The organism is Flavobacterium sp. Arc3 (assembly GCF_041431375.1).
Classification (GTDB): Bacteria; Bacteroidota; Bacteroidia; order Flavobacteriales; family Flavobacteriaceae; genus Flavobacterium.
In genome coordinates, this window is sequence record NZ_JASMRI010000021.1 from 1 (window position 1) to 23,221 (window position 23,221).

General features: G+C 36.3%; 18 protein-coding genes and 1 riboswitch. Of the genes, 2 read left to right on the top strand and 16 right to left on the bottom strand.

Annotated elements, in window-relative coordinates:
* Positions 1-120 (top strand): transposase (locus QO200_RS14515; protein WP_371541448.1); only part of this gene is annotated, 120 nt, incomplete at its 5' end.
* A 174-nt stretch (positions 121-294) separates the two neighbouring features.
* On the opposite strand, the gene queA is transcribed toward QO200_RS14515, so the two are convergent.
* The 10 genes from queA to QO200_RS14565 form a co-directional block, all read right to left on the bottom strand.
* Positions 295-1,344 carry a tRNA preQ1(34) S-adenosylmethionine ribosyltransferase-isomerase QueA gene (gene queA, locus QO200_RS14520; protein ID WP_371541273.1) on the bottom strand — a complete coding sequence of 350 codons (1,050 nt, stop codon included), beginning with the start codon at positions 1,342-1,344 and terminating at the stop codon, positions 295-297.
* A 184-nt stretch (positions 1,345-1,528) separates the two neighbouring features.
* Positions 1,529-2,758: a 3-phosphoshikimate 1-carboxyvinyltransferase gene (aroA, locus tag QO200_RS14525; protein ID WP_371541275.1), complete on the bottom strand. Its 1,230-nt coding sequence runs from the start codon at positions 2,756-2,758 to the stop codon at positions 1,529-1,531.
* Positions 2,759-2,857: 99 nt separating this feature from the next.
* Complete coding sequence (locus QO200_RS14530; RefSeq protein ID WP_016988618.1) at positions 2,858-3,184, bottom strand: nucleotide pyrophosphohydrolase; 327 nt, start codon at positions 3,182-3,184, stop codon at positions 2,858-2,860.
* Position 3,185: 1 nt separating this feature from the next.
* Positions 3,186-3,638, bottom strand: coding sequence for a D-aminoacyl-tRNA deacylase (gene dtd, locus QO200_RS14535; protein ID WP_371541278.1), 453 nt, complete (start codon positions 3,636-3,638; stop codon positions 3,186-3,188).
* A gap of 37 nt (positions 3,639-3,675) precedes the next feature.
* The gene (gene rsgA / locus QO200_RS14540) at positions 3,676-4,653 is read right to left on the bottom strand and encodes a ribosome small subunit-dependent GTPase A (RefSeq protein ID WP_371541281.1); all 978 of its coding nucleotides are present in this window, start codon (positions 4,651-4,653) and stop codon (positions 3,676-3,678) included.
* A 187-nt stretch (positions 4,654-4,840) separates the two neighbouring features.
* Positions 4,841-5,923: a chorismate mutase gene (locus QO200_RS14545; protein ID WP_371541283.1), complete on the bottom strand. Its 1,083-nt coding sequence runs from the start codon at positions 5,921-5,923 to the stop codon at positions 4,841-4,843.
* 68 nt (positions 5,924-5,991) lie between these two features.
* Positions 5,992-6,849: a prephenate dehydrogenase gene (locus QO200_RS14550; RefSeq protein ID WP_371541286.1), complete on the bottom strand. Its 858-nt coding sequence runs from the start codon at positions 6,847-6,849 to the stop codon at positions 5,992-5,994.
* Positions 6,850-7,998, bottom strand: a complete 1,149-nt coding sequence (locus tag QO200_RS14555) for a pyridoxal phosphate-dependent aminotransferase (RefSeq protein WP_371541288.1) — start codon at positions 7,996-7,998, stop codon at positions 6,850-6,852.
* A 92-nt stretch (positions 7,999-8,090) separates the two neighbouring features.
* Entirely contained in the window at positions 8,091-8,918 is an 828-nt protein-coding gene (locus QO200_RS14560) for a prephenate dehydratase (protein ID WP_371541290.1), read from the bottom strand.
* A 390-nt stretch (positions 8,919-9,308) separates the two neighbouring features.
* A complete protein-coding gene (locus QO200_RS14565) occupies positions 9,309-10,562 on the bottom strand; it encodes a dicarboxylate/amino acid:cation symporter (protein WP_371541292.1) in 1,254 nt (417 codons plus the stop codon).
* Positions 10,563-10,724: 162 nt separating this feature from the next.
* On the opposite strand from QO200_RS14565, the gene gldA reads away from it, so the two are divergent.
* A complete protein-coding gene (gene gldA / locus QO200_RS14570) occupies positions 10,725-11,624 on the top strand; it encodes a gliding motility-associated ABC transporter ATP-binding subunit GldA (protein ID WP_371541295.1) in 900 nt (299 codons plus the stop codon).
* A 113-nt stretch (positions 11,625-11,737) separates the two neighbouring features.
* Here gldA and QO200_RS14575 read toward each other — a convergent pair whose 3' ends face one another.
* From QO200_RS14575 to QO200_RS14600, 6 genes are all read right to left on the bottom strand, one after another.
* A complete protein-coding gene (locus tag QO200_RS14575) occupies positions 11,738-12,343 on the bottom strand; it encodes a hypothetical protein (RefSeq protein WP_371541298.1) in 606 nt (201 codons plus the stop codon).
* Positions 12,344-12,450: 107 nt separating this feature from the next.
* The gene (locus QO200_RS14580) at positions 12,451-13,872 is read right to left on the bottom strand and encodes an aspartate aminotransferase family protein (RefSeq protein WP_371541300.1); all 1,422 of its coding nucleotides are present in this window, start codon (positions 13,870-13,872) and stop codon (positions 12,451-12,453) included.
* Between the two features lie 84 nt (positions 13,873-13,956).
* The gene (locus tag QO200_RS14585) at positions 13,957-17,034 is read right to left on the bottom strand and encodes a T9SS type B sorting domain-containing protein (RefSeq protein ID WP_371541302.1); all 3,078 of its coding nucleotides are present in this window, start codon (positions 17,032-17,034) and stop codon (positions 13,957-13,959) included.
* A gap of 204 nt (positions 17,035-17,238) precedes the next feature.
* Complete coding sequence (gene metF, locus QO200_RS14590; protein WP_371541304.1) at positions 17,239-18,195, bottom strand: methylenetetrahydrofolate reductase [NAD(P)H]; 957 nt, start codon at positions 18,193-18,195, stop codon at positions 17,239-17,241.
* A gap of 98 nt (positions 18,196-18,293) precedes the next feature.
* Positions 18,294-21,401 (bottom strand): vitamin B12 dependent-methionine synthase activation domain-containing protein, encoded by a 3,108-nt coding sequence (locus QO200_RS14595; protein WP_371541306.1) that lies wholly within the window; start codon positions 21,399-21,401, stop codon positions 18,294-18,296.
* 383 nt (positions 21,402-21,784) lie between these two features.
* Entirely contained in the window at positions 21,785-22,786 is a 1,002-nt protein-coding gene (locus QO200_RS14600) for a homocysteine S-methyltransferase family protein (protein ID WP_371541309.1), read from the bottom strand.
* A gap of 271 nt (positions 22,787-23,057) precedes the next feature.
* Positions 23,058-23,178, bottom strand: a riboswitch (SAM riboswitch).
* Positions 23,179-23,221: the final 43 nt, after the last annotated feature.

Sequence of the window (23,221 nt, forward strand, 5' to 3'; positions counted from 1 at the left end):
AGGAGCACAAACGCTTCAGCTGAATCTTTCAATGCTAAAATAAAAGCATTTAGATCTCAGTTTAGAGGTGTTCGAAATGTGGAATTCTTTCTTTTTAGGCTAACTAATATTTATGACTAATTTTTATCGCTCCACAGGTTTTCGACTTGATCCGTGGAAATCCTTTTTTATAATGTAGCGCTAGCGAAATTGTAAAAAAGATTGTAACAAATAGCCCACCCTTTTGGGGCACGCGCAAAAAAAATCTCGCCATTACTGACGAGATTTGTATAGAGAATCTGAAACTAGTTCAGATTAAATAATCAACATTGCATCACCATAAGAATAGAATTTGTAACCTTCTTTGATTGCTTCTTCATAGGCTCTTTTCATTAAATCATGTCCACAAAATGCAGAAACCATCATTAATAAAGTAGATTTTGGCGTGTGAAAGTTGGTGATCATACAAGTAGGAATTGTAAATTCGTGAGGAGGAAAGACAAATTTGTTTGTCCAACCGTCAAAAGGATTTAGTGTTCCATGTGAAGAAACCGAGCTTTCTACAGCACGCATTGATGTCGTACCTACAGTACAAATACGTTTTTTATGCACTTTTGCATCGTTAACAATATCACAGGCTTCTTGAGTAATCTTTAATTCCTCAGAGTCCATTTTGTGTTTTGATAAATCTTCAACCTCAACAGGATTGAATGTCCCCAAACCAACGTGTAGTGTAACTTCGGCAAATTTAATTCCTTTGATTTCCAGTTTTTTCAATAAATGTTTAGAGAAGTGCAATCCTGCAGTAGGCGCCGCTACAGCTCCTTCTTCTTTTGCATAAATCGTTTGGTAACGCTCTGCATCTTCTGGAGTAACGTCTCTGCTTATGTATTTTGGAATTGGAGTTTCTCCAAGTTCCGTCAATTTTTTTCTAAATTCTTCATAGGAACCATCGTAAAGGAAACGCAATGTTCTTCCACGAGAAGTAGTATTATCAATAACCTCAGCGACTAATGAATCATCGTCACCGAAATACAATTTGTTTCCGATTCTGATTTTACGTGCTGGATCTACTAAAACATCCCAAAGACGTTGTTCAGCGTTTAATTCTCTAAGTAAAAAAACTTCGATTCTCGCACCCGTTTTTTCTTTGTTTCCGTACAAACGTGCTGGAAAAACTTTAGTATTATTCAAAATTAAAACATCGCCATCGTCAAAATAATCGATAACATCTTTGAACGTTTTATGTTCGATAGTTTGTTTCTTGCGATCAATAACCATTAAGCGAGCTTCATCTCTGTGTTCAGACGGAAATTCTGCCAACAATTCCTTAGGTAAATCAAATTGAAAATGTGATAATTTCATCTTTATATTTTTGTTTAAAAGTTTCGAATATAAGGCCTACTTATTTAGCCGTATAGTAAAACTTATTTAAGAATGCAAATATACGACTGTGAGATAGGCGTTGTCAAGTGTTTTGCGATTTAATTTAGATACAAAATTGCAAAGTGACAAAGCGACAAGTGTTTACCCCCGTAAACATTGATAATTACGCTGTTATTTCAGCAACATTAAAACCTAAATTTTTCAAATCTTCCCAAAAATCAGGGTATGATTTTGAAACAACTTCGGCATTTTCGATTATTATTGGCACTTTTAGCGCCAAAGGAGCAAATGCCATTGCCATTCTATGGTCATTATAAGTCGCAATTTTGATATTAGGATTGATAGAACTTGAAGCCACGAGCGTCAAAGTATCGTTTGTTACCGAAATAGTGGCGCCCAATTTTGTAAGCTCAATTCTAAGTGCTTCTAGTCTGTCTGTTTCTTTAATTTTTAAAGTATGTAGTCCTGTAAGATGACAACCAATTCCTAAACCAAGACAAGTCACAACAATAGTTTGTGCGATATCTGGAGTGTTGTTTAACTCAAGGTTTAACGTTTCAGGTTTAAAGTTAATATCCTTTGTAAGTGTTAACGAGCTATTTTCGAATCGAGAATCAACACCCATCTGTTTGTAGATTTCCACCAAAGCAGAATCTCCTTGCAGGCTATTTTCTTTGTAACTACTTATAGTAACTGAAGCTGTATCGGCAAGGGCTACCAAACTAAAAAAGTAAGATGCAGAACTCCAGTCGGATTCAACCACCATTTCTTTAGCTACTACTTGCTGTTTTGGATATACTTTGATCACATTTCCTTCAAAGCTCGTTTTAATATCTAAATCATTCAACAATGCCAAAGTCATCTTGATGTACGGTATAGAAGTTATCTCTCCAACCAAATTTATTTCGATTCCGTTTTCTAATTTTGGCGCTACTAACATTAGAGCCGAAATATATTGACTGCTTACATTTGCTGCAATATTTACCTTAGAAGCTGTAATTTTTTGTCCTTTGATTCGAATAGGCGGATAGCCCACTTCTTTTTCATAGGAGATTATTGCACCCAGTTGTTCTAACGCTTCTACTAAAACTTTTATTGGGCGCTCTTGCATTCTGGCCGAGCCAGTCAAAACAACTTCACGTCCCTCGTTTACTGCGAAGAAAGCGGTAAGAAATCGCATCGCAGTTCCTGCATGATGAATATCTACGATTTCTTCATTTCCTTTTAACGCTTTTTGCATCACTTCACTATCATCAGAGTTAGATGTGTTTGCTAAAGTAATATTAGGAAACAAAGCTTGTAGCAATAACAACCGATTGGTTTCACTTTTTGAACCAGTTACGGCGATTTGCGCTTTTAAATTAGAATGGGTGGTTTTTAACAGTAAATTCATGTTGTACTTATGAGTGATGAGGAATGAATTAGGATCTTTATAATTCAAGCTCGCAATTTACTACTCCTCAATTATAATTCATAATTTATAAATCACAAATTATTTCAGCTTTTCATTGTTTTTGTGACGATCTTTATCTCGCACCGATTTAAAATCCATTTTCTTATCGAAAGCAGCTTGTAAATCGATTCCGGTTTGATTTGCAAGACACAAAACCACAAAAACAACATCGGCTAATTCCTCGCCAAGATCTTTGTTTTTATCACTTTCTTTCTCTGATTGTTCTCCGTAACGTCGGGCAATGATGCGTGCCACTTCACCTACTTCCTCGGTAAGTTGCGCCATATTGGTCAGTTCATTGAAATATCGAACGCCGTGTTCTTTAATCCAATTGTCTACGTCTAGTTGGGAATCTTTTAAGTTCATGTTATTCTCTATTTTTGCTGTCTATAATAATCGTGACTGGTCCATCATTTAAAAGACTCACTTTCATGTCAGCCCCAAAAACACCAGTTTGAATTTTCTTTTCTAATTCTTTTTCCAACTGCTTAACAAAATTCTCATACAACGGAACTGAAATATCGGGTTTTGCTGCTTTGATATAAGAAGGGCGATTTCCTTTTTTAGTAGCGGCATGAAGTGTAAATTGACTCACTACAATTATATCACCGTCTATGTCTTTTACCGATAGATTCATCACCTGATTCTCATCTTCAAAAATTCGGATTTTAGTGATTTTCCCAACTAACCAGTCAATATCTTCTTGACTATCGCTGTTTTCAATTCCTATCAGTATCAATACCCCTTTTTGAATATCAGCTACTACTTTATTTTCAATGGCTACAGATGCGGAGGAAACTCTTTGGAGAACTACTTTCAAATTAATGGTGAATTATAAATTATGAATAGTTGGATTACTATTTTCTATTTTCGTCACTGATTGCTCGATCTTCATTATGAATGTCAGTACGATAATTTTCATCATCCCCTTCCAGCAGTTTAAGGTAGCTATTGTAACGTGACCAAGCTATTTCATCTCTTTCTAATGCTTCTTTCACAGCACACTTTGGTTCGTCTTTATGCAAACAATTGTTGAACTTACATTGCTCTTTCAGTTTGAAAAACTCAGGAAAATACCCGCTAATTTCTGCAGGCTCCATATCTACAACTCCAAAACCTTTAATTCCGGGTGTGTCGATAATTCTGGCATCAAAAGACAAATCATACATTTCGGCAAAAGTCGTTGTATGCTGCCCTTGTTTACTAGCTTCAGATATTGTCTTTGTTTTTAAGTGCAGCGAAGGCTCCATAGCATTAACTAAAGTCGATTTCCCAACTCCAGAATGCCCTGAGAACATACTCACTTTACCTATCATCATTTCTTTCAACTTCTCTATCCCTTTCATTTCAGTTGAGGAAACACGAAGGCATTTGTACCCAATTTCCTGATACACATGCTGCATGTACAATTGTTCATCTAAGGTTGCCTCGTCAAAAGTGTCAATTTTATTAAACACTAAAATAGTTTCTATGCCGTAAGCCTCGGCAGTTACTAAAAACCGATCGATAAAATTGAAAGTCGTAGGCGGGTTGTTTATAGTAACCAAAAGGAAAACGCGATCAATATTAGACGCAATAATATGCATCTGATGAGATAAGTTCACTGATTTTCGAACGATATAATTCTTTCTTTCGTGAATATTATGAATCGTCCCTGTTACGGTATCCGAAGATTCTTCTAGTTCATAATCCACAATATCCCCTACAGCTATAGGATTGGTGCTTTTAATTCCTTTGATTCGGAATTTCCCTTTCATACGGCATTCAATAAAATCGCCTTGTTCTGATTTTACGGTGTACCAACTTCCTGTAGATTTATATACGAGTCCTGTCATTTTTATTATTTACGATATTCAGCGTTCAATATGTCTTCAAGCACCTATTAAATGCTTTGCAAAGATAATTCTTTGTTTCACGTTTAAAGTATGAAGTGTAAAGTTTTTGCCCCCGTATAATTATAGATAAAAAAATCCCCACAATTTTTAAAAAAAGTGGGGATCCATTTGCTATAATCAAATAAAATTATGCGTTCAATACTTTGTCTTGATGACCAATACTTTCCTGATGGATTGCTTTGAACATTCTAAGAACAAACTCTTCAGTTAATCCTTTTTTCTCCCCTTCAAGAATCATTTTTCCAAGAATTTCATTCCAACGTTGATTTTGCAAAACAGCAACGTTAGCATCTTTTTTCACTTGACCAATTTCGTCAGCTACTTTCATTCTTTTTCCTAATAATTCTAACAAATTAGCATCAAGAACATCGATGTTTGCTCTTAACTTTGTCATTTTATTTGTAAAATCATCCGAAGCGTCATTTACTTTTCTAACTTTCAAATCTTTGAAAATTTGTTTTAAAGCGTCTGGAGTTACTTGTTGAGCAGCGTCACTCCAAGCATTATCTGGATCAATATGTGTTTCAATGATCATACCATCATAATTCAAGTCTAATGCCTCTTGCGTTACTTCAAGAATCATTTCACGGTTTCCTGTGATGTGAGATGGATCAATGATTAAAGGTAAATCAGGGAATTTATTTTGCAATTCAATAGCAATTTGCCATTCTGGAATATTTCTGTATTTTGTTTTTTCGTAAGTAGAAAACCCTCTATGAATTACTCCTAGGTTTTTAATTCCTGCATTATATAAACGCTCTACTCCACCTAACCATAAAGCCATATCTGGATTTACTGGGTTTTTGATTAAAACGATTTTGTCAGTTCCTTTCAATGTATCTGCAATTTCCTGAACTGCAAATGGATTTGCTGTTGTACGAGCACCAACCCATAAAACATCAATATCATGCTCCAAAGCTAATTTACAATGTGCCGAAGTTGCTACCTCAGTCCCCATCAATAAACCAGTTTCTGCTTTTGCTTTTTGCAACCATTTCAATCCTATTTCTCCAACACCTTCAAATCCTCCTGGACGTGTTCTTGGTTTCCATATACCTGCTCTAAAAACACTAACGTCTGAGTCTTTCAATTCATGAGCAATTTTCAATACTTGATCTTCTGTTTCAGCACTACAAGGTCCTGCAATCACAAATGGATGAGTTAAATTAAATTCATTCAACCAATTTCTCATTTCTTTCTTGTTTTCCATCTTTCTAATTATTTATTTTATTATTTTTTTAATGTGTTGTTCTTGTTTTATTTAATCCTGCGTATTTATTATTTTTTAACGGTCATGCCGTTTAATATTTCTTTAATCTTATTTACACTTTCCATTTCGTCAAAAATAGCGTTGTATTCTTCTTTTACTAACAAGTCTTTAAACTGTGTCAAATTAGCTATATATCCTTCTAGCGCTTCTACCACTTCTACCTTGTTCTGTTTAAAAATTGGTGTCCACATCGCTGGTGAGCTTTTAGCTAAACGCACTGTGCTTTCAAATCCAGAACCCGCCATATCAAAAATATCTTGCTCGTCTTTCTCTTTATTTATTACTGTTTTCCCAAGCATAAACGAACTTATATGTGACAAATGCGACACATAAGCAATGTGTTTGTCATGCGATTTGGGATCCATATAGCGAATTCTCATTCCCATTGCTTTAAAAAGGTCCAATGCTTTCTCTTGTAATTTAAAAGCAGTGCGCTCTACCTCACAAATTATATTTGTCTTGCCATCGAATAAATTCGGAATCGCTGCTGATGGACCTGAAAATTCTGTTCCTGCGATCGGATGCGTTGCAATAAAGTTTCTTCTTTTTGGATGATTGGCTACTGCTTCGCAAATAGGTGCTTTTGTAGAACCCACTTCAAATACAATAGATTTTTCCCCAATAGCATCTAATACAATAGGCAAAAGACTTATGGCCACATCCACAGGAACCGAAACAATTACAAAATCAGCATTTGATAAATCTTCAATTTGCGCCTCTGCATCAATAACCCCTAAATCGAGTGCTTGTTTAACATGCCCTTCATTAGTATCAATTCCGTAAACAGTCGCAGTTGGATGTAAAGCTTTAATATCTAATGCCATCGAACCGCCTATTAATCCTATTCCTATTATGTAAATTTTCATTTAGTTAAATCTATCAATTGCTTCTTGTACTTTTTCTACTTTTACACATAATGCAAAACGAATGTATCCTTCTCCGTTACTACCAAAAATAGTTCCCGGGGTAATAAAAATATATTTCTCATGTAAAATCTGATCAATAAACTTTTCTGACGATACTATTCCTTCTGGTAATTTAGCCCATACAAATAAACCAACGCCTTCTTTGTATACTTTACAACCTAATTTTTCGGCTAACTGTTCCGTCAAAATACGGCGTTCCTTATAGATTACGTTCATCGAGTCAAACCAAGACTTATCGCTATTCAAGGCCGCAATTGCTCCTTTTTGTATTCCAAAAAACATACCGCTGTCCATATTGCTTTTCACTTTCAGAATAGCGTCAATGGCTTCTGCATTTCCTAAAACCATTCCTACTCTCCAACCTGCCATGTTAAAGGTTTTACTCAAAGAGTTAAGTTCTAATGCAACGTCTTTAGCTCCTGCCACCTGCAACAAACTCATTGGTTTATCATTCAAAACAAAACTATAAGGATTGTCATTAATCAACAATATTTCATGTTTTTTGGCGAAAGCCACTAACTTTTCAAATAAAGCGATACTTCCTCTAGCACCTGTTGGCATATGAGGATAACCAATCCACATGATTTTCACCTTAGTTAAATCTAATTTTTCTAAAGCCTCAAAATCAGGTTCCCAGTTTGTATTCTCTTTCAAATCATAATAAACAGGTACCGCTCCTACTAAATTTGTTACTGAAGTGTACGTTGGGTATCCCGGATTCGGAATCAAAACTTCATCTCCTTCATTTAAAAAAGCCAATGAAATATGCATGATTCCTTCTTTAGAACCCATTAAAGGCAAAATTTCAGTGTTCGAATTCAAGGCGACATCATAATTATTCATATAGAAATCAGCCATACTTTTTCTCAGTTCCGGTAATCCCTGATAACTCTGGTATTGATGTGCGTTTTCATCGTCCATCGCCAATTTTACAGCATCAATAACAGATTGTGACGGATGTAAATCTGGACTTCCAATCCCCATATTGATAATCGGTTTTCCTTCTGAAGCTAATTGTCGAACTTCTCTCAATTTAGAAGAGAAATAGTATTCTTCAATTATGTCTAAACGTTTTGCTGCTTGAATCATCTTCTTATTTGTATTTTTCCTCTTACAACCCATTTCTGGAAAAGGACACTTTATATTTTATTTCTTATCGTTTATCTTCTATCCTTTTAAGATTATGGCTTCGTATTCTTATACTCACCTAACACTTTAAAGTATTCGGCCATAATTTGTAATAGTGATTTAGCCTTTGCATAATCCTCATATTTTTCAAAAGTAACATCTACAAAAAAGGAGTACTTCCAAGGCGTTTCAATTTTTGGTAACGATTGTATTTTTGTTAAATTCATTTTACAATCACTCATCACATTAAGTACTGCTGCTAAACTTCCTCTTTTATGATCCAATTCAAATTTCAAAGAAGCTCTATTTACTTCTTCTTTTGGAACAAATGAATTCTCTTTATTTATGATAACAAAACGAGTCATGTTATTTTTTATAGTCTGAATTGCTGGAGCAAGAATTTCCAAATCATACATTACCGAAGCCGCATTACTACCAATTGCCGCTATACCCTTTAATTGTTTCTCCTGAATTCGACGAGCCGTTTCTGCCGTATCTTTATCTTCAACTAACTTTATATTTGGATACTTTTTTAAGAAATCCATACATTGTAACAAGGCCATCGGATGCGAATGCACCTCTGTAATATCTTCTACTTTTTGTCCTTTAAGCGCCATCAAATTTTGAGTAATATTCAAATAATGCTCGCCTATTATATGCAAATTATGTTTATCTATCAAAGCGAAATTAGGAATAATAGGTCCCGCAATTGAATTCTCTATTGCCATAACCGCCTGCTCTGATTTGCCTGATATTAAGCTATCTACTAATTCTTCAAATGACAAACACTCGTCTACTATCACATTATTCTTGTAATATTCTTGAGCCACCTGATGATGAAAAGAACCTTTTATACCTTGTATTGCAATTTTAGCATTCATATAACAAACTTTTAAGCAAAAAAAAATCCCGATTTTCATCGGGATTGTATATTTATAATTATCAATTTAATTTTCTAATTAAATAACCATACGACAATCCCTACCCTCTTTCCAGAAGAAATAATAAGTATTGCTAAAATAAAATCGGTTATTTAACATTGTGCTTTGTATTGTGTGTGTATTAATTCTATGCGAATGTATAAATTATTTCGAGCCCACCAAAAAAAAATCCAGATTTCACCAAACAAAAAAGAAATTCTCTCTAAAACTACTTTTAAATTACACAATAGTCAATAAACACAATATAAAATAACTTTTAAGCAACTGCATACAAAGACGTTCCGTAACAAAAACAACTGCTTTTGTTTGAAATAAATTTTCAAAAACAGATTACGCAGTCAAAGTATTCGAAAGCCAATTTTTTCCTTCGGAAATTCGAGTAATCAACATCGCCGAAACTACGTCGCCATTAGCATTCAATAGTGTCGCTATCGGATCTACTAATGTTCCTACAATCATCGCTGCTGGTAAAGCCTGCTCCATTGGAAAACCGTAAATAGTAATAGCAAGAATCTCGCCTATGTATCCCCCATTTGGAATTCCACCCTCAACTACTGAAACAATTATTGTAATCCCTAATGCAATTACTAAATTATGTGGATCGGTAAAGTCTTTTCCAAACATAGCAAAAATCACGGCAATCTTTATAATAGAGGACATACTAGAACCATCTTTATGTAAAGGCGCTCCTAGTGGCACTGCAATATTCCTGATATGTGTTGGTACGTTCATTTTCTCCGTTGCTTCCAGGTTAGCCGGAATAGTGGCAATACTACTGCAAGTTCCTAAAGCGGTTAATGAGGGTGTAATATTATTACTCCAAAAAACTTTCAATCCATTTGTCCCACCAGCTATAAACGCATAGAGACTAAAGAAAACTACAAAGTAAAAAGTACAAACTGCATAATAAAGACCCAACGGCTTCGCATAAGCGCCAAACAATTGCGGACCAAAAATCCCCACTTGATAAGCGAAATAAGCACCTAATCCTACTGGCGCCGTTTTCATTATCAGATGCAGCAATTGTTTCATTACCTCATCCCCTGAACTTAGGAAACTTCTAAAGCTGGCTCCTTTCTCTCCAGAACGCAAACTGGCAAACCCTATCAAAAACGAAAATATAATTAATGCCAACATACTTTTTCGAGACAGCAACTCATAAAAATCATTGGCAGTAAGCAATTGCGTAATTTGAGATCCTGGACTCGCACTCTGAATACTTTCTAATGGAATCTTAGAAATAATAATATCCTGATGAATAGGAAAAAGCAATACCCCAATCATCATCAAAATTGCAGATACAACAACTGTACTTAAAAAAACCCCTATAACAATAACAAAGAGTTTTCCTAATTTTTCTGATTTCTCAAGACTTGCAATAGAGGAAGCGATAGTGAAGAAAATCAATGGAATAATTGCGGTAAAAAGTAAATTCAAAAATATATCTCCTAACGGCTTTATAATTTCAACCTCTTCACCAAAAACGAGTCCCAAAACACTCCCTGCTGTAATCCCACAAAGAAGCCATATGATACTACTATACGTTTTAAACAAACTACTTGACCCGCCACTTACCTTGCTCATATTACATACAATTTTTAAATTTTTATAAATATATTAATCTAATTAACAAAAACAGTCCGAATCCACAAAAACTCCGCTCTATCAATACAATTTCACATATTGTAATACGAAAAACAATAAATCACAATTTTTTCTATTTACTTTTGCAACAAATACTATGTCATGTCAATAGAAGTAAATAATATATCTAAAAGTTATGGTGCCCAAAAAGCATTAGACAACATTTCATTCTCCGTTAAAAAGGGGGAAATAGTGGGTTTCTTGGGTCCGAACGGAGCAGGAAAATCAACTTTAATGAAAATATTGACTACTTATATTGCAGCAGATAAAGGTTCTGCCTTAGTAAATGGTCATGATGTAAACTCTGATCAAAAAGCGGTACAGCTTTCTATTGGTTATTTACCGGAACACAATCCATTGTATTTGGATTTGTATGTACGGGAATATCTATCTTTTAACGCCGACATTTATAAAGTTCCTAAATCCCGCATTGAAGAAGTACTAAAAATGACTGGCTTAACTACGGAAAGCCATAAAAAAATAGGACAATTATCTAAAGGATATCGTCAACGCGTGGGACTTGCTAACGCTTTACTGCATAATCCAGATGTTTTGATTCTTGATGAACCCACAACTGGTTTAGACCCAAATCAATTAATCGAAATTCGTAATGTTATCAAAAATGCGGGTAAAGACAAAACTGTTTTTCTTTCTACGCACATCATGCAGGAAGTGGAGGCAATCTGCGACCGCGTTATCATTATCAATAATGGTAAAATCGTAGCTGATAAAAAATTGGATAATTTAATTTCTGAAAATAAGGAACAGCTTATCGAAGTGGAATTTGATTATAAAATAGAGGAACAGGCTATTGCCAAAATTGAAAACCTTACTTCCTATAAAAACACGCATGACATGATTTGGGAGTTGACTTTCACAACCGACAAAGACATGCGCCCTGCAGTTTTTGATTTTGCTGCCGCAAATGGCTTAAAGACACTGCAACTCAATCAGAAAAATAAAAATCTAGAGGCAATTTTCAGGGAGATTACTAAGAACTAGCAAGCGATTGATTTTTTAGTGGTCAATCTCAATTTATGGATAAAAAAGGAAGCTCGTTTAAATAAATTTTAAACGCGCTTCCTTTTTTATGTTTGTACGAAATAAAACGAAAATTATGATTTTGGCAAAGCTGCACCTACAGCAATATCACAACGATGCCCTTCTTTTCCGTGCGCTGGATTCATACCTGCAGCAGTTACAGGATTAGCGGCTGCAGTTGACAGTAAAGTCGGCAATGCCGGTTGAACAGTATATTCCGGTGAAGCTGCAGTCGAATTTTCGCTTACAGTAGTGGTAGGTGATGCTATTTTTGAATTTAATGGAGCTCCCACCGCTATATCACAACGATGATTCGTTTGTCCATGTGGTGGATTCATTCCCTTCGCAGTAACACTTTGTGAAGTAGTAGCAGCTTGTGTAGACGGAACAGAAGCTGGCTGGACAGAGGGCGCTCCTGTTCCAGCTGTGTTTAACGGCGCTCCAACAGCTATATCACAACGGTGATTTAACTCTCCATGTGGAGGGTTGATTCCCGCGGGAGTCGACGTAGCCATTCCTGAAGTACCATTTTGTGTTCCGGAAGACTGCGTTGACTGGCCTTTTTGTTGCCAAAAAGGAATTTCATTTACAGCATTAGCTTTAACCGCAGCGGTGTCGTCGTTTTTACAGGAAGTAACTGTTATAGCAGTCGCTAAAAGAGTATAGTATAGGTATTTCATTTTGATTTTTTATGAGGAAGATAAATCAAATATAAGATTTTAATACTAAGTTCCCAAGGAACTACATCCATTCCAACTGCTAGACAGTTTACTAAAAATAGGATTCCTTATGGCAATCTCTCTTTGGAAATCAATAAAACACTTTCGTTCATTTCCGCTATCACAATTTGGACATCATTTTCATTTGTTCTCCAATTTACAAACGAAGCGCGAATTCCCTTTCGGTTTTCGTAAACTGTTGGCGTCATAAATACTTTACCTCTATCGTTAAGATTAGCTAAAAAAGAATTTACATTTTCCTGATTATGGTCTCCCGCCAAAGTAAAACAAACGTTATTTAGATGAGTTGGAGCTAGTAATTCAAAATTTTCGTTTTCACTAATAAAAGCATCAAATCGCAATGCCATTGTCACACTATTCTCTATAATATCCTGATACCCTTGTTTCCCGTAGGCCAATAATGAAAACCAAACAGGCAATGCTTTTAACCGTCGGGAATTTTCAGGCAATAAATTTAGATAACTAAAGTTTTCCATTGGATTTCCCAAATACGGTGCATTTGAATTTTGAAAAGTTTCAATTTGTATATTTCTATGATCCTCTTTAACCAAATAAAACGCACTTTCATAGGGCACATTCAACCATTTATGACAGTCAACAGTAATGGAGTCTGAGTTTTCCCAGCCACTCACTAAATGTTTGTATTTAGTAGAACATGCAGCAAACCCTCCAAAAGCAGCATCAATATGCCACCAGAAATTATATTTTTCTTTTAGTTTAGTTATTGCAGTGAAATCATCAAAATCAGCTGTATTTACGGTTCCCGCACTAGAAATCAAAATGAAAGGTTGTCCGTTTAAGTTTGCGATATTTTTTTCTAAATCATCAATATCAATTGCTTCCCTATTTCCTTCGATCGTTTTTATCTTGGTGAAATTTTGACTTCCTATTCCCAGCATCGAAAGGCATTTAATAGAAGAGGAATGTGGAGTTGCTGAAAGAATATTTATGGGTTCAGTAATTCCATTTTTAGCAAAATCTTTTCCTAGTTGTTTTCCTAACCATTGTCTGGCAACAGCCAAACAAGTAAAGTTAGACATGGTCGCACCAGTGACGAATCCACCCATAAAAGTTTTTGGTAAGTCTAATAATTGCAACAGCAAATTAATTGTTTCAATTTCTATCAAAGCTGAGACACCGCCTTGCGCATTTGTCGCTTGTGTATTTTGGTCATAAATAGTAGTCAGCCAATCACCAACGATAGATGCTGGTGTAGCACCTCCAGTGACAAGCCCCCAATATCGTGGACCCGTTTGCGAAACCATTAAAGGGGCCAGACGTTGATTGAACTCTTCCAAAGTCGGCAATGCCCCCAAACCAAAATCGTCAAGATTCCTATTTGTTGTTATTCTGTTTTTATTTGAAGTCGAAATAGTATCAATTGATTCCAGAAAATCAACTCCTTGCTGTTTTACTTTTTCAAGAATGTTTTTGATTTCATTTAAATCTTGTTGCAGAATAGGATTCATTATATTCGAAATTAAAAAATTTTACAAGTCCGAATGTAATGAATTATCTGAAGTTACTTAGATGAAAACAGCAATAACTCATCCTTACCTTTTCATTGTAAAATGTCCTTTATATACTTTTCCACTGGCTCTTTTAACAACAAACCAATAATCTGTAGCGGGAAGCTCGTATCCATTATACGTTCCGTCCCATGAAGAAGTTGCATTTAATTGTTTTAAAAACTTTCCGTATCTATCAAATATTTTCACATCAATAGATGGCTCCGATGCCGAAAACTTAATAGCCCAAGTATCATTGTACCCATCGGCGTTTGGAGTGAAGTATTTCGGGTAATTCAAAATAAAAACTTCTTGATTTACGATTCCACATTCGTTTTTATCACGAACATACACCGTATAATCTCCGCTATATAAATCAGTAAAAGTGTTGCTATCCTGATAGTTTATTCCATCGATTGAATATTCGTAATCTCCAATACTAGCATCTGTTAAGGCAACCACAATTACATTATCTGCATCAGTCCAATCTTGCGTTTCAACATTTGCTATTGTAGCGACATTCGATAAAAACACATTAAAGTTTTTTGTTGACGAACAGCTACTGCTTCCGTGACCTTGACTAACCGTAACCGAATACGACCCCACAGTTTGAATAATTATTGATGACGTCGTTTCACCCGTTGACCATAAATAACTATCAAAACCAGATCCTGCATCAACAGTAACACTACTATTTTGACATAAAACCACATTGTCCTCAATTGCAATAACTGGATTACTCACTAGCGACAAACTCAACTTAGCCACTTGATAACATTTGTCATTAGAATCGATTCTGACAAAAATCTCTGTATTCCCCAATGGTAAATTATAACTTGCAAACGAAGTTATTTGTGACAACACCTCCTGATTTTCGGCTCCGGACAACGTACTATAGTAGCTTAAAGCACAGTTTGTACAAGTCGTTATTCCCGAATCATAATCGCTTAAATCGATAACTTCATTACTATCGCTTAACGCATCACAAAGAATATCGCTAACATCATTTACTGGAACAGTTGGAGACACAATCGAAACCGTAACGGCTAATCTATTTATACTTTCACAACCATTTATTGTTTGGGACACATAATAAGTAAGTCCGTTTAAAAGCTTTGTAGTTACTGGCAACACAGTTCCATTCGTGGACCCATCATACCATCTAACATTTGTACCTATAACTGTCAAACTAGCAATTGTTGCTTTTTGAGTTGTACAGAAATCTTGTAAAGCAGCTCCCGTGGGTGCTGGAGTATTTTGAATAGCTATCACAACGGGAACTCTTAAACTCTCGCAAGTGCTAACAGATTGCGAAGCATAATAAGTTCCCGTTTGTAATATTGTACTTCCTACTAGCAGATTACCATTTGCAAAAGCATCATACCATTTTATAGCTGTTCCCGTTATCGCAATATCATTTAGCGTTGCATTTTGTTGCACGCAAAATTGCTGTGGACTCGTTGCCACAGCAAGAGGCTCTGTATTAATAAATGCTTTTATTTCGGCTGAATTTGCAACAAGCGAAACACAACCCAAAGCATTTTTAATGACCACTTCATACGTTCCCGCATTCAAACCATTCATTGAATTTGCAGTAAACCAAGTGTTTCCATTATCATAACTATATAATGCAGCACTATCAGAAACGGCAATTGTTCCGGTTGCTGTAAAACAATCTGGTTGCGTAATTACTACTGTTGGCGTTGGTGGATATCCTGGTGGAACAAAAATTTCGACCGCAATCACAGGAGTTTCGCAGCCATAGCTATTTCTGGATTTTAAATTGTAGATACCCGCAACTAATCCTACTTTAGAATTCACTGTAGTCCAAGCTGCACCATTATCAAAACTATATTCATAATCCACATTCGTAAAAGTAATCGTACCAAATGGATCTACGCAAATAACAGGCTGAATAACTGTTACCGTTGCCGTTCCAGAATTCGGAACTATTGTGTCAATATGTACTGGTATCGCGGTCGAAACACAGTTGGCTGTTCCTTTTGCAGTTACCGAATAATCTCCCCCTGCCAGCCCAGAAAATACGGCACTCGATTGATAATTTGTTCCATCGATACTATAAGTGGTATTCCTTGAACTATCTACAGTTATTGTTCCTGTTGGCAGTGCGCAACTTGGTTGTAATGTAGTAATTGAAGGATTCAACGGACTTGCGGCAACAGTGACAGTCACTGTATTTGAGCTTACTCTACAGGAGGCTGATGAAATATTTGTTCGTTGAGCAGTAGTCATTCTATATAAATAAGTGCCCGCACTGTTAAAAACCGCATTATAAGTCAAGGAAGTTGCAGCAGTTACGTCTGTCCATGTTGTTCCGTTATCTGGACTTACTTGCCATTGATAAGCTGGATCCGAATATACCGATGTTCCAACATTACCAATTAGTGTGTATGTCGCAACATCATTATCGCAGACAGTTAGATCTGTACTGTTGTTGTTTTGCACCATAGCCGAAACTATTGGACCACAAGCTCTAAATGTAATATCGTCTAAAGCCAAATCATTTCCTGGTGCTGCACCAACTGCATTGTTTAGCATTGTAATTACTACTTCGGAATCAGTTCCCGTCGTAAAATAGAATCCAGACTGTTTCCAAGTACTTGAAGAGGTTACAGCGAGCGATCCCGTGTTATAGGTTACAAGTACCGTTCCTGATGTTGTACTAACGGTAAAAGTAACATTGGGGTTAGGAGAAGTAAACGTCATCACATTCATTAACCAGGCTGAGAATTCATAAGTTGTACCAGGACATAAATTAGTCACCGTTTTGGTATAAAAAATTCCGGCTGTAGCCAAGGTAGAGGCATTAACCACCATCATATATCCGTTGGTATTGCCAGTATGATCTGTAATAATATGCCAAGCTGTATCTCTTAATCCGGTGGTTGTATTGACGATAGTGTAGTAACCCTCATCTAATTTTCCTGAAGCAGAATAGGTATAGGCTGTAATCGCAGATCCCAACGCACCGCCGCGTCCCGTTCCTGATCCAAAATCGATATTTACAACTGGATCACCTAAACTACCAGTACACAATTGTGCGCGCAAATGAGAGGTCAAAAAAAGTGTAATTATAACTATAAAAAGGAGTCTCTGTTTCAAAACGTATTAATTTTAGAGTAATAATACATTTTTGACTACTGTTTTTGTAAAAAACTCAGCGAAACCCCGATACTATTCAGCGAATCGCCTTTTTCGACTTTCGAGAAATAGCATTAATGAAAAAGCCCCATTTGCTTTTAAACAAATGAGGCCTAATAAATTGAAACAAACTAAAAAAATCAGTCCGTTTTGTTTGCAATACCTTTAAAAAACTTGGCTTGCTATTTGTCTAATATTTTCTGATTTTCCCATAGAATAATAATGCAATACAGGAACTCCCGCTGCTTTTAACTCAAGTGATTGTTGAATTGCCCATTCGATTCCTACTTGTTTCACATCACCATTTGTTTTACATTTATCAACAGCATCAATTAAATCTTCTGGTAAGTCAATACGGAAAATTTGTGGCAAAATCTGTAAATGTCGTTGTACTGCAAGTGGTTTGATTCCGGGAATAATAGGAACTGTGATTCCCATTTCACGTGCTTTGGCAACAAACTCAAAATATTTTGAATTATCAAAAAACATTTGAGTAACCACATAATCAGCACCAGCATCTACCTTTTCTTTTAGCCTTTTTAAATCGGAAATCAATGACGGAGATTCCAAGTGTTTCTCTGGATATCCCGCCACACCAATACAAAAATCAGCTTTGTTATCTACATGCATAACATCATGCAAATACTTCCCTTCATTCAATTGATAAATTTGCTGAACTAAATCAACTGCAAAATTATTCCCTCCTGCTTTTGCCACAAAAGACTGTTCGTCTTTCATCGCATCACCGCGCAATGCCATCACATTATTAATTCCTAAATAGTGACAATCAACCAATAAATACTCAGTTTCTTCTTTAGTGAATCCACCACAAAGTACATGAGGTACCGTATCAACATTGTATTTATGCTTAATCGAAGCACAAATACCCAATGTTCCAGGACGCATTCTCGTTAGTTTTTTATCTAATAAACCGTTTCCTTTATCGACATAAATATACTCCTCGCGAGATGTAGTTACATCAATAAATGGCGGTTTGAAATCCATTAATGGATCAATATTATCGTATAATTCTTGAATACCTTTTCCTTTTTGAGGCGGAATGATTTCAAAAGAGAATAATGTTTCTCCTTTTGCGTCTTCTATATGCTGCGTTACTTTCATTTTTTTTAGTTTGAAGTTTAAGGTTTAAGGTTTAAGGTTCTCTCGAACAACTTTAAACTTTAAACTTTAAACAAATTTCAACTTGAAACAAGATTCTTCTAGTCTGCTATATTCGGACTCAGCCATTTTGTTGCCATGTCAGTAGAAATACTTCTACGTTTAGCGTAATCGATTACTTGGTCTTCTTTTATTTTCCCAAGTCCGAAATATTTACTTTGCGGATTCCCAAAATAATATCCAGAAACTGATGACGCTGGCCACATCGCCATACTTTCTGTCAAGGTTACCCCTATTTCTTTTTCGACATTTAGTAATTTCCAAATTGTTGGTTTTTCTAAATGGTCCGGACAAGCAGGATATCCTGGCGCAGGACGAATTCCTTTGTACTCCTCAGCAATCATAGCTTCGGTACTTATGTTCTCATCTGATGCGTATCCCCAAACTTCTTTACGAACTTTTTCGTGTAAATATTCGGCGAAAGCTTCTGCAAAACGGTCGGCTAAAGCTTTAACCATAATCGAATTATAATCGTCTAAATCTTTTTCGAATTCAGCTGCCCATTCATCCACACCAAAACCAGTGGTGACACAAAATGCCCCCATATAATCCACCTTTCCATTGTCTTTTGGAGCAATAAAATCAGACAACGCAATATTTGGTGCTCCTTTCGTTTTTTGAGATTGCTGACGCAGCGTCAAGAAGAGCCCCCTAACCCCCGAAGGGGGAACCTCCAAGTTTGTCTTCAATTCTTTTCTAACACTTTCTATAGTATTATTAATATCAGTCAAAACTTGTTTGTTCGTATATCTTACAACTTTAAAACCTTTTGATATCAACCAATCTGTTCTATATTGATCGTGCTCTTTTTGTTCAATAGTATCATGGACTCCACCATCAACTTCAATAACTAACTTTTTCTCTAAACACACAAAATCAACTATGTACTCCCCAATTATATGTTGTCTTCTGAATTTTAAGTCCTCAATTCCTTTGTTTGATAAAACATTCCAAAGCATTTTCTCTGCCTCTGTTGGTCTGTTTCTCATTTCTTTGGCGCGTTCTTTCAAAACATCGTACAAAGCTGGACTTGCTGTTTCCCATGTTTGCTTTTCCTCAATATGAGTAGCTCCCCCTTCGGGGGCGGGGGGGGCTTCGTACAACTCAATATCATCATCGTTAATTTGATTCGCAGGGAAAATTCCGTAGATTCCTTTAGCTGTTAGTTTCTTTTCTTTCAAAATAACGGTTAACATTTCTTGTGCATCTGCAAAAACCGAAGTCGCTTGCTCTCCCACTACTTCATCTGTCAAAATCGCTGGATATTTTCCAAACAATTCCCAAGTTCTAAAAAATGGCGTCCAGTCAATGTAAGGAACCAATACGTCTAATTCTACTTCGATGACTTGTTCACCCAATACATTTGGTTTCACAGGAGTAAAATTCTCCCAATCCAATTGCAATTTATTTTTACGAGCTTGTTCAATAGTCAAGAAATTTTTGTCGCGCGAACGGTTCAAAAAAGTTTCTCGAAACGCATCATATTCTGCTCTTATATCACTCGCATATAATTTTTTATCCTTGTTCAACAAACTTCCAGCAACCGTTACGGCTCTCGAAGCATCATTAACATGAATTACTGTTTCTCTATATTGAGGTGCGATTTTCACGGCAGTATGCGCACGCGATGTCGTTGCTCCACCGATCATCACCGGAATTTTCATTCCTCTTTTATCCAATTCTTTCGCTAGAAACACCATCTCATCTAGCGACGGCGTGATTAATCCGCTCAATCCTATAATATCAACGTTGTGTTCTATTGCTGCTGCTATTATTTTCTCTGGAGCAACCATAACCCCTAAATCTACAATCTCATAGTTATTACAAGCTAACACTACGGAAACAATATTTTTACCTATATCATGTACATCTCCTTTTACCGTTGCCATCAAGATTTTACCATTCCCTTGTTTGTCACCAGCCTGTTTACTCTCTTCTATAAAAGGCAAAAGGTAAGCCACAGCTTTCTTCATCACACGTGCTGATTTCACCACTTGTGGTAAAAACATTTTTCCTGATCCAAATAAATCCCCAACCACATTCATTCCCGTCATCAAATTAATTTCGATAACTTCGATCGGTTTTGCAGCCGCCAGTCGGGCTTCTTCAATATCTAAAAGAATAAATTCATCCACTCCCTTTACCAATGAATGCGTCAATCGTTCCTGAATAGTTCCCGAGCGCCATTCCTGAATTGCCTTTTCATTACTCTTTACATCTCCTTTTACATTTTCAGCAAAATCCAATAGTCTTTCAGTAGCATCGTCTCTTCTATTTAGAATTACATCCTCAACGCGTTCCAATAAATCTTTTGGGATATCATCATAAATGGTCAACATCTCTGGATTTACGATTCCCATCGTCATTCCGTTTTGAATTGCATGATACAAGAAAACGGAGTGCATCGCTTCCCTAACCGTATCATTTCCTCTAAATGAGAATGAAACATTACTTACTCCGCCACTAATATGTGCATGAGGTAAATTTTCACGAACCCATTTTGTTCCTCTAAAGAAATCCAAAGCATTCAAGCGATGTTCTTCCATCCCAGTCGCAACTGGAAATATATTTAAATCGAAAATAATATCCTGTGGAGGAAAACCAACTTTATTTACCAAAATATCATACGAGCGCTGGCAAATTTCAACTCGACGATCGTAATTATCAGCCTGTCCTGTTTCATCAAAAGCCATGATAATTGCAGCGGCACCGTAACGTTTAATCAATTTGGCATGATGAATAAATTGCTCTTCTCCTTCTTTTAACGAAATTGAGTTTACGACACTTTTTCCTTGCACAACTTTAAGTCCTGCCTCTATAATATCCCATTTTGAGCTATCAATCATGATAGGCACACGCGAAATATCTGGTTCAGCAGCAATTAAATTCAGGAATTTCGTCATGGCATATTCGCCATCCAGCATTCCTTCATCCATATTAATATCGATGATTTGTGCGCCACCTTCCACTTGCTCCTTTGCGATGCTCAGTGCCTCTTCGTATTTTTCTTCCTTGATTAATCTCAAGAATTTTCTAGAACCCGTAACATTGGTACGTTCCCCAATATTCACAAATACGCTATCTGGCGTAATGATTAAAGGTTCTAATCCCGATAATACCAAGTTTCTTCTAGTTTCTGCTTGTGCCATTTTATATTTTTATTTGTCCTACACGATCTTAAAAATTATGTAGGTATAACTTTTTAATTCTTATTGTTCTGGGCGTGCCCCAAAAGGGTCGGGCTATTCGCTGCAAGTCCTCGCTCTTCCTTCGTCAGGCTGTGGGCTTTTCACTGCTATCCCTCACGCGATTTTGTTCTAATAACAATACTCTTTTTCTCATTTTTGTCTTTCCGACGAAGGAGGAATCTCATTATCTGAATCACTTGGTGTGATTTCTCCTTCGTCGAAATGACAAAATCAACTAATTTTATTTTTTTAAAGAACGTTTTACTCTCTTTGCGGGCACAAGCGAGACGCTTGCGCTAGTAGGTGACTATAATATAGACGCGACAAATCGCGTCTTTACGTTTTTACATTGTTGCTGTTGATACTCTTGGCTTATAATCCTTGGCAATATCTGCAATTAACCTGATGTGTTCTGGGGTTGTACCGCAACATCCACCTATGATGTTTACCAAATTATCGTCGAGATATGTTTTTATTTGTGATTGCATTTCGGCTGGTGTTTCGTCATATTCTCCAAAGGCATTTGGCAATCCTGCATTAGGATGTGCCGATACATTGAAAGCAGTATTTTGCGACAATGTTTGTAAGTATGGTTTTAACAAATCAGCTCCAAGAGCACAATTAAATCCTACACTCAACAATGGAATGTGTGAAACCGAAACCAAGAACGCTTCTACCGTTTGTCCAGAAAGTGTTCTTCCTGACGCATCAGTAATTGTTCCTGAAACCATGATGGGAATATCGATATTGCGTTCGTCTTTTACTTCTTCGATTGCAAAAAGTGCTGCTTTTGCATTTAAAGTATCGAAAATAGTTTCGACCAATAATAGATCACTTCCGCCGTCAATTAAGGCTTCTACTTGTTGCTTGTACGCAATACGCAAATCATCAAAAGTTACTGCTCTATATCCTGGGTCATTTACGTCTGGTGACATACTTGCCGTTCTGTTTGTTGGTCCTATTGAACCAGCTACAAAACGAGGTTTGTCCGGATTTTTAGCTGTCCATTCATCGGCTACTTCACGGGCAATTTTGGCCGATTCGTAGTTCAATTCATAAACAATGTCTTCTAGATGATAATCGGCCATTCCGATGGTGGTTCCTGAGAAAGTATTGGTTTCAACAATATCAGCTCCTGCCTCAAAATAAGCAGCATGCACCGCTTTTATAGCTTGTGGTTGTGTGAGTGATAATAAATCGTTGTTTCCTTTTAAGGAATGTGGAAAATCTTTGAAACGCTCTCCTCGAAAATCTTCTTCGGAGAAATTGTAGCGTTGCAACATAGTTCCCATGGCTCCATCGAGAATGAGTATGTTTTTTTTAATGGCTTCTTGAATGCTTGACATAACTTTTTATTTCTTGTAAACCACAATGTGAATTGGGATCTATACTTTTGATTATTAATTCCAAAAGTTCACTATTGTTTCTCTTTAGCCCTGATGGGAGCGGCATCCTTTTTATCCTGAATTTAGTTCAGGATCCTGAACTAAATTCAGGATAAAAAGATATAGCGTACAGCAGGAAAGATGATGGCAAAAAAGCACCAATCATTCGCTCTAAAAAAAATATCGATATGTTGTCAAGAAAAGGTTTGAGAAATACTGTGGAAGTATTCTTGTGTTATCTATCTTAGATGCTGAAATATATTCAGCATAAAGTAGAATGTAGCACCTTCTTTATAAGATAAAGGGTTGCTAAGGTTTCATCGGGTCTTTCCCTCCGCCTTTCGTGATAACTGTCAATAAATATAGGAACACTACAAAGAAAAGACATAGCGCTAA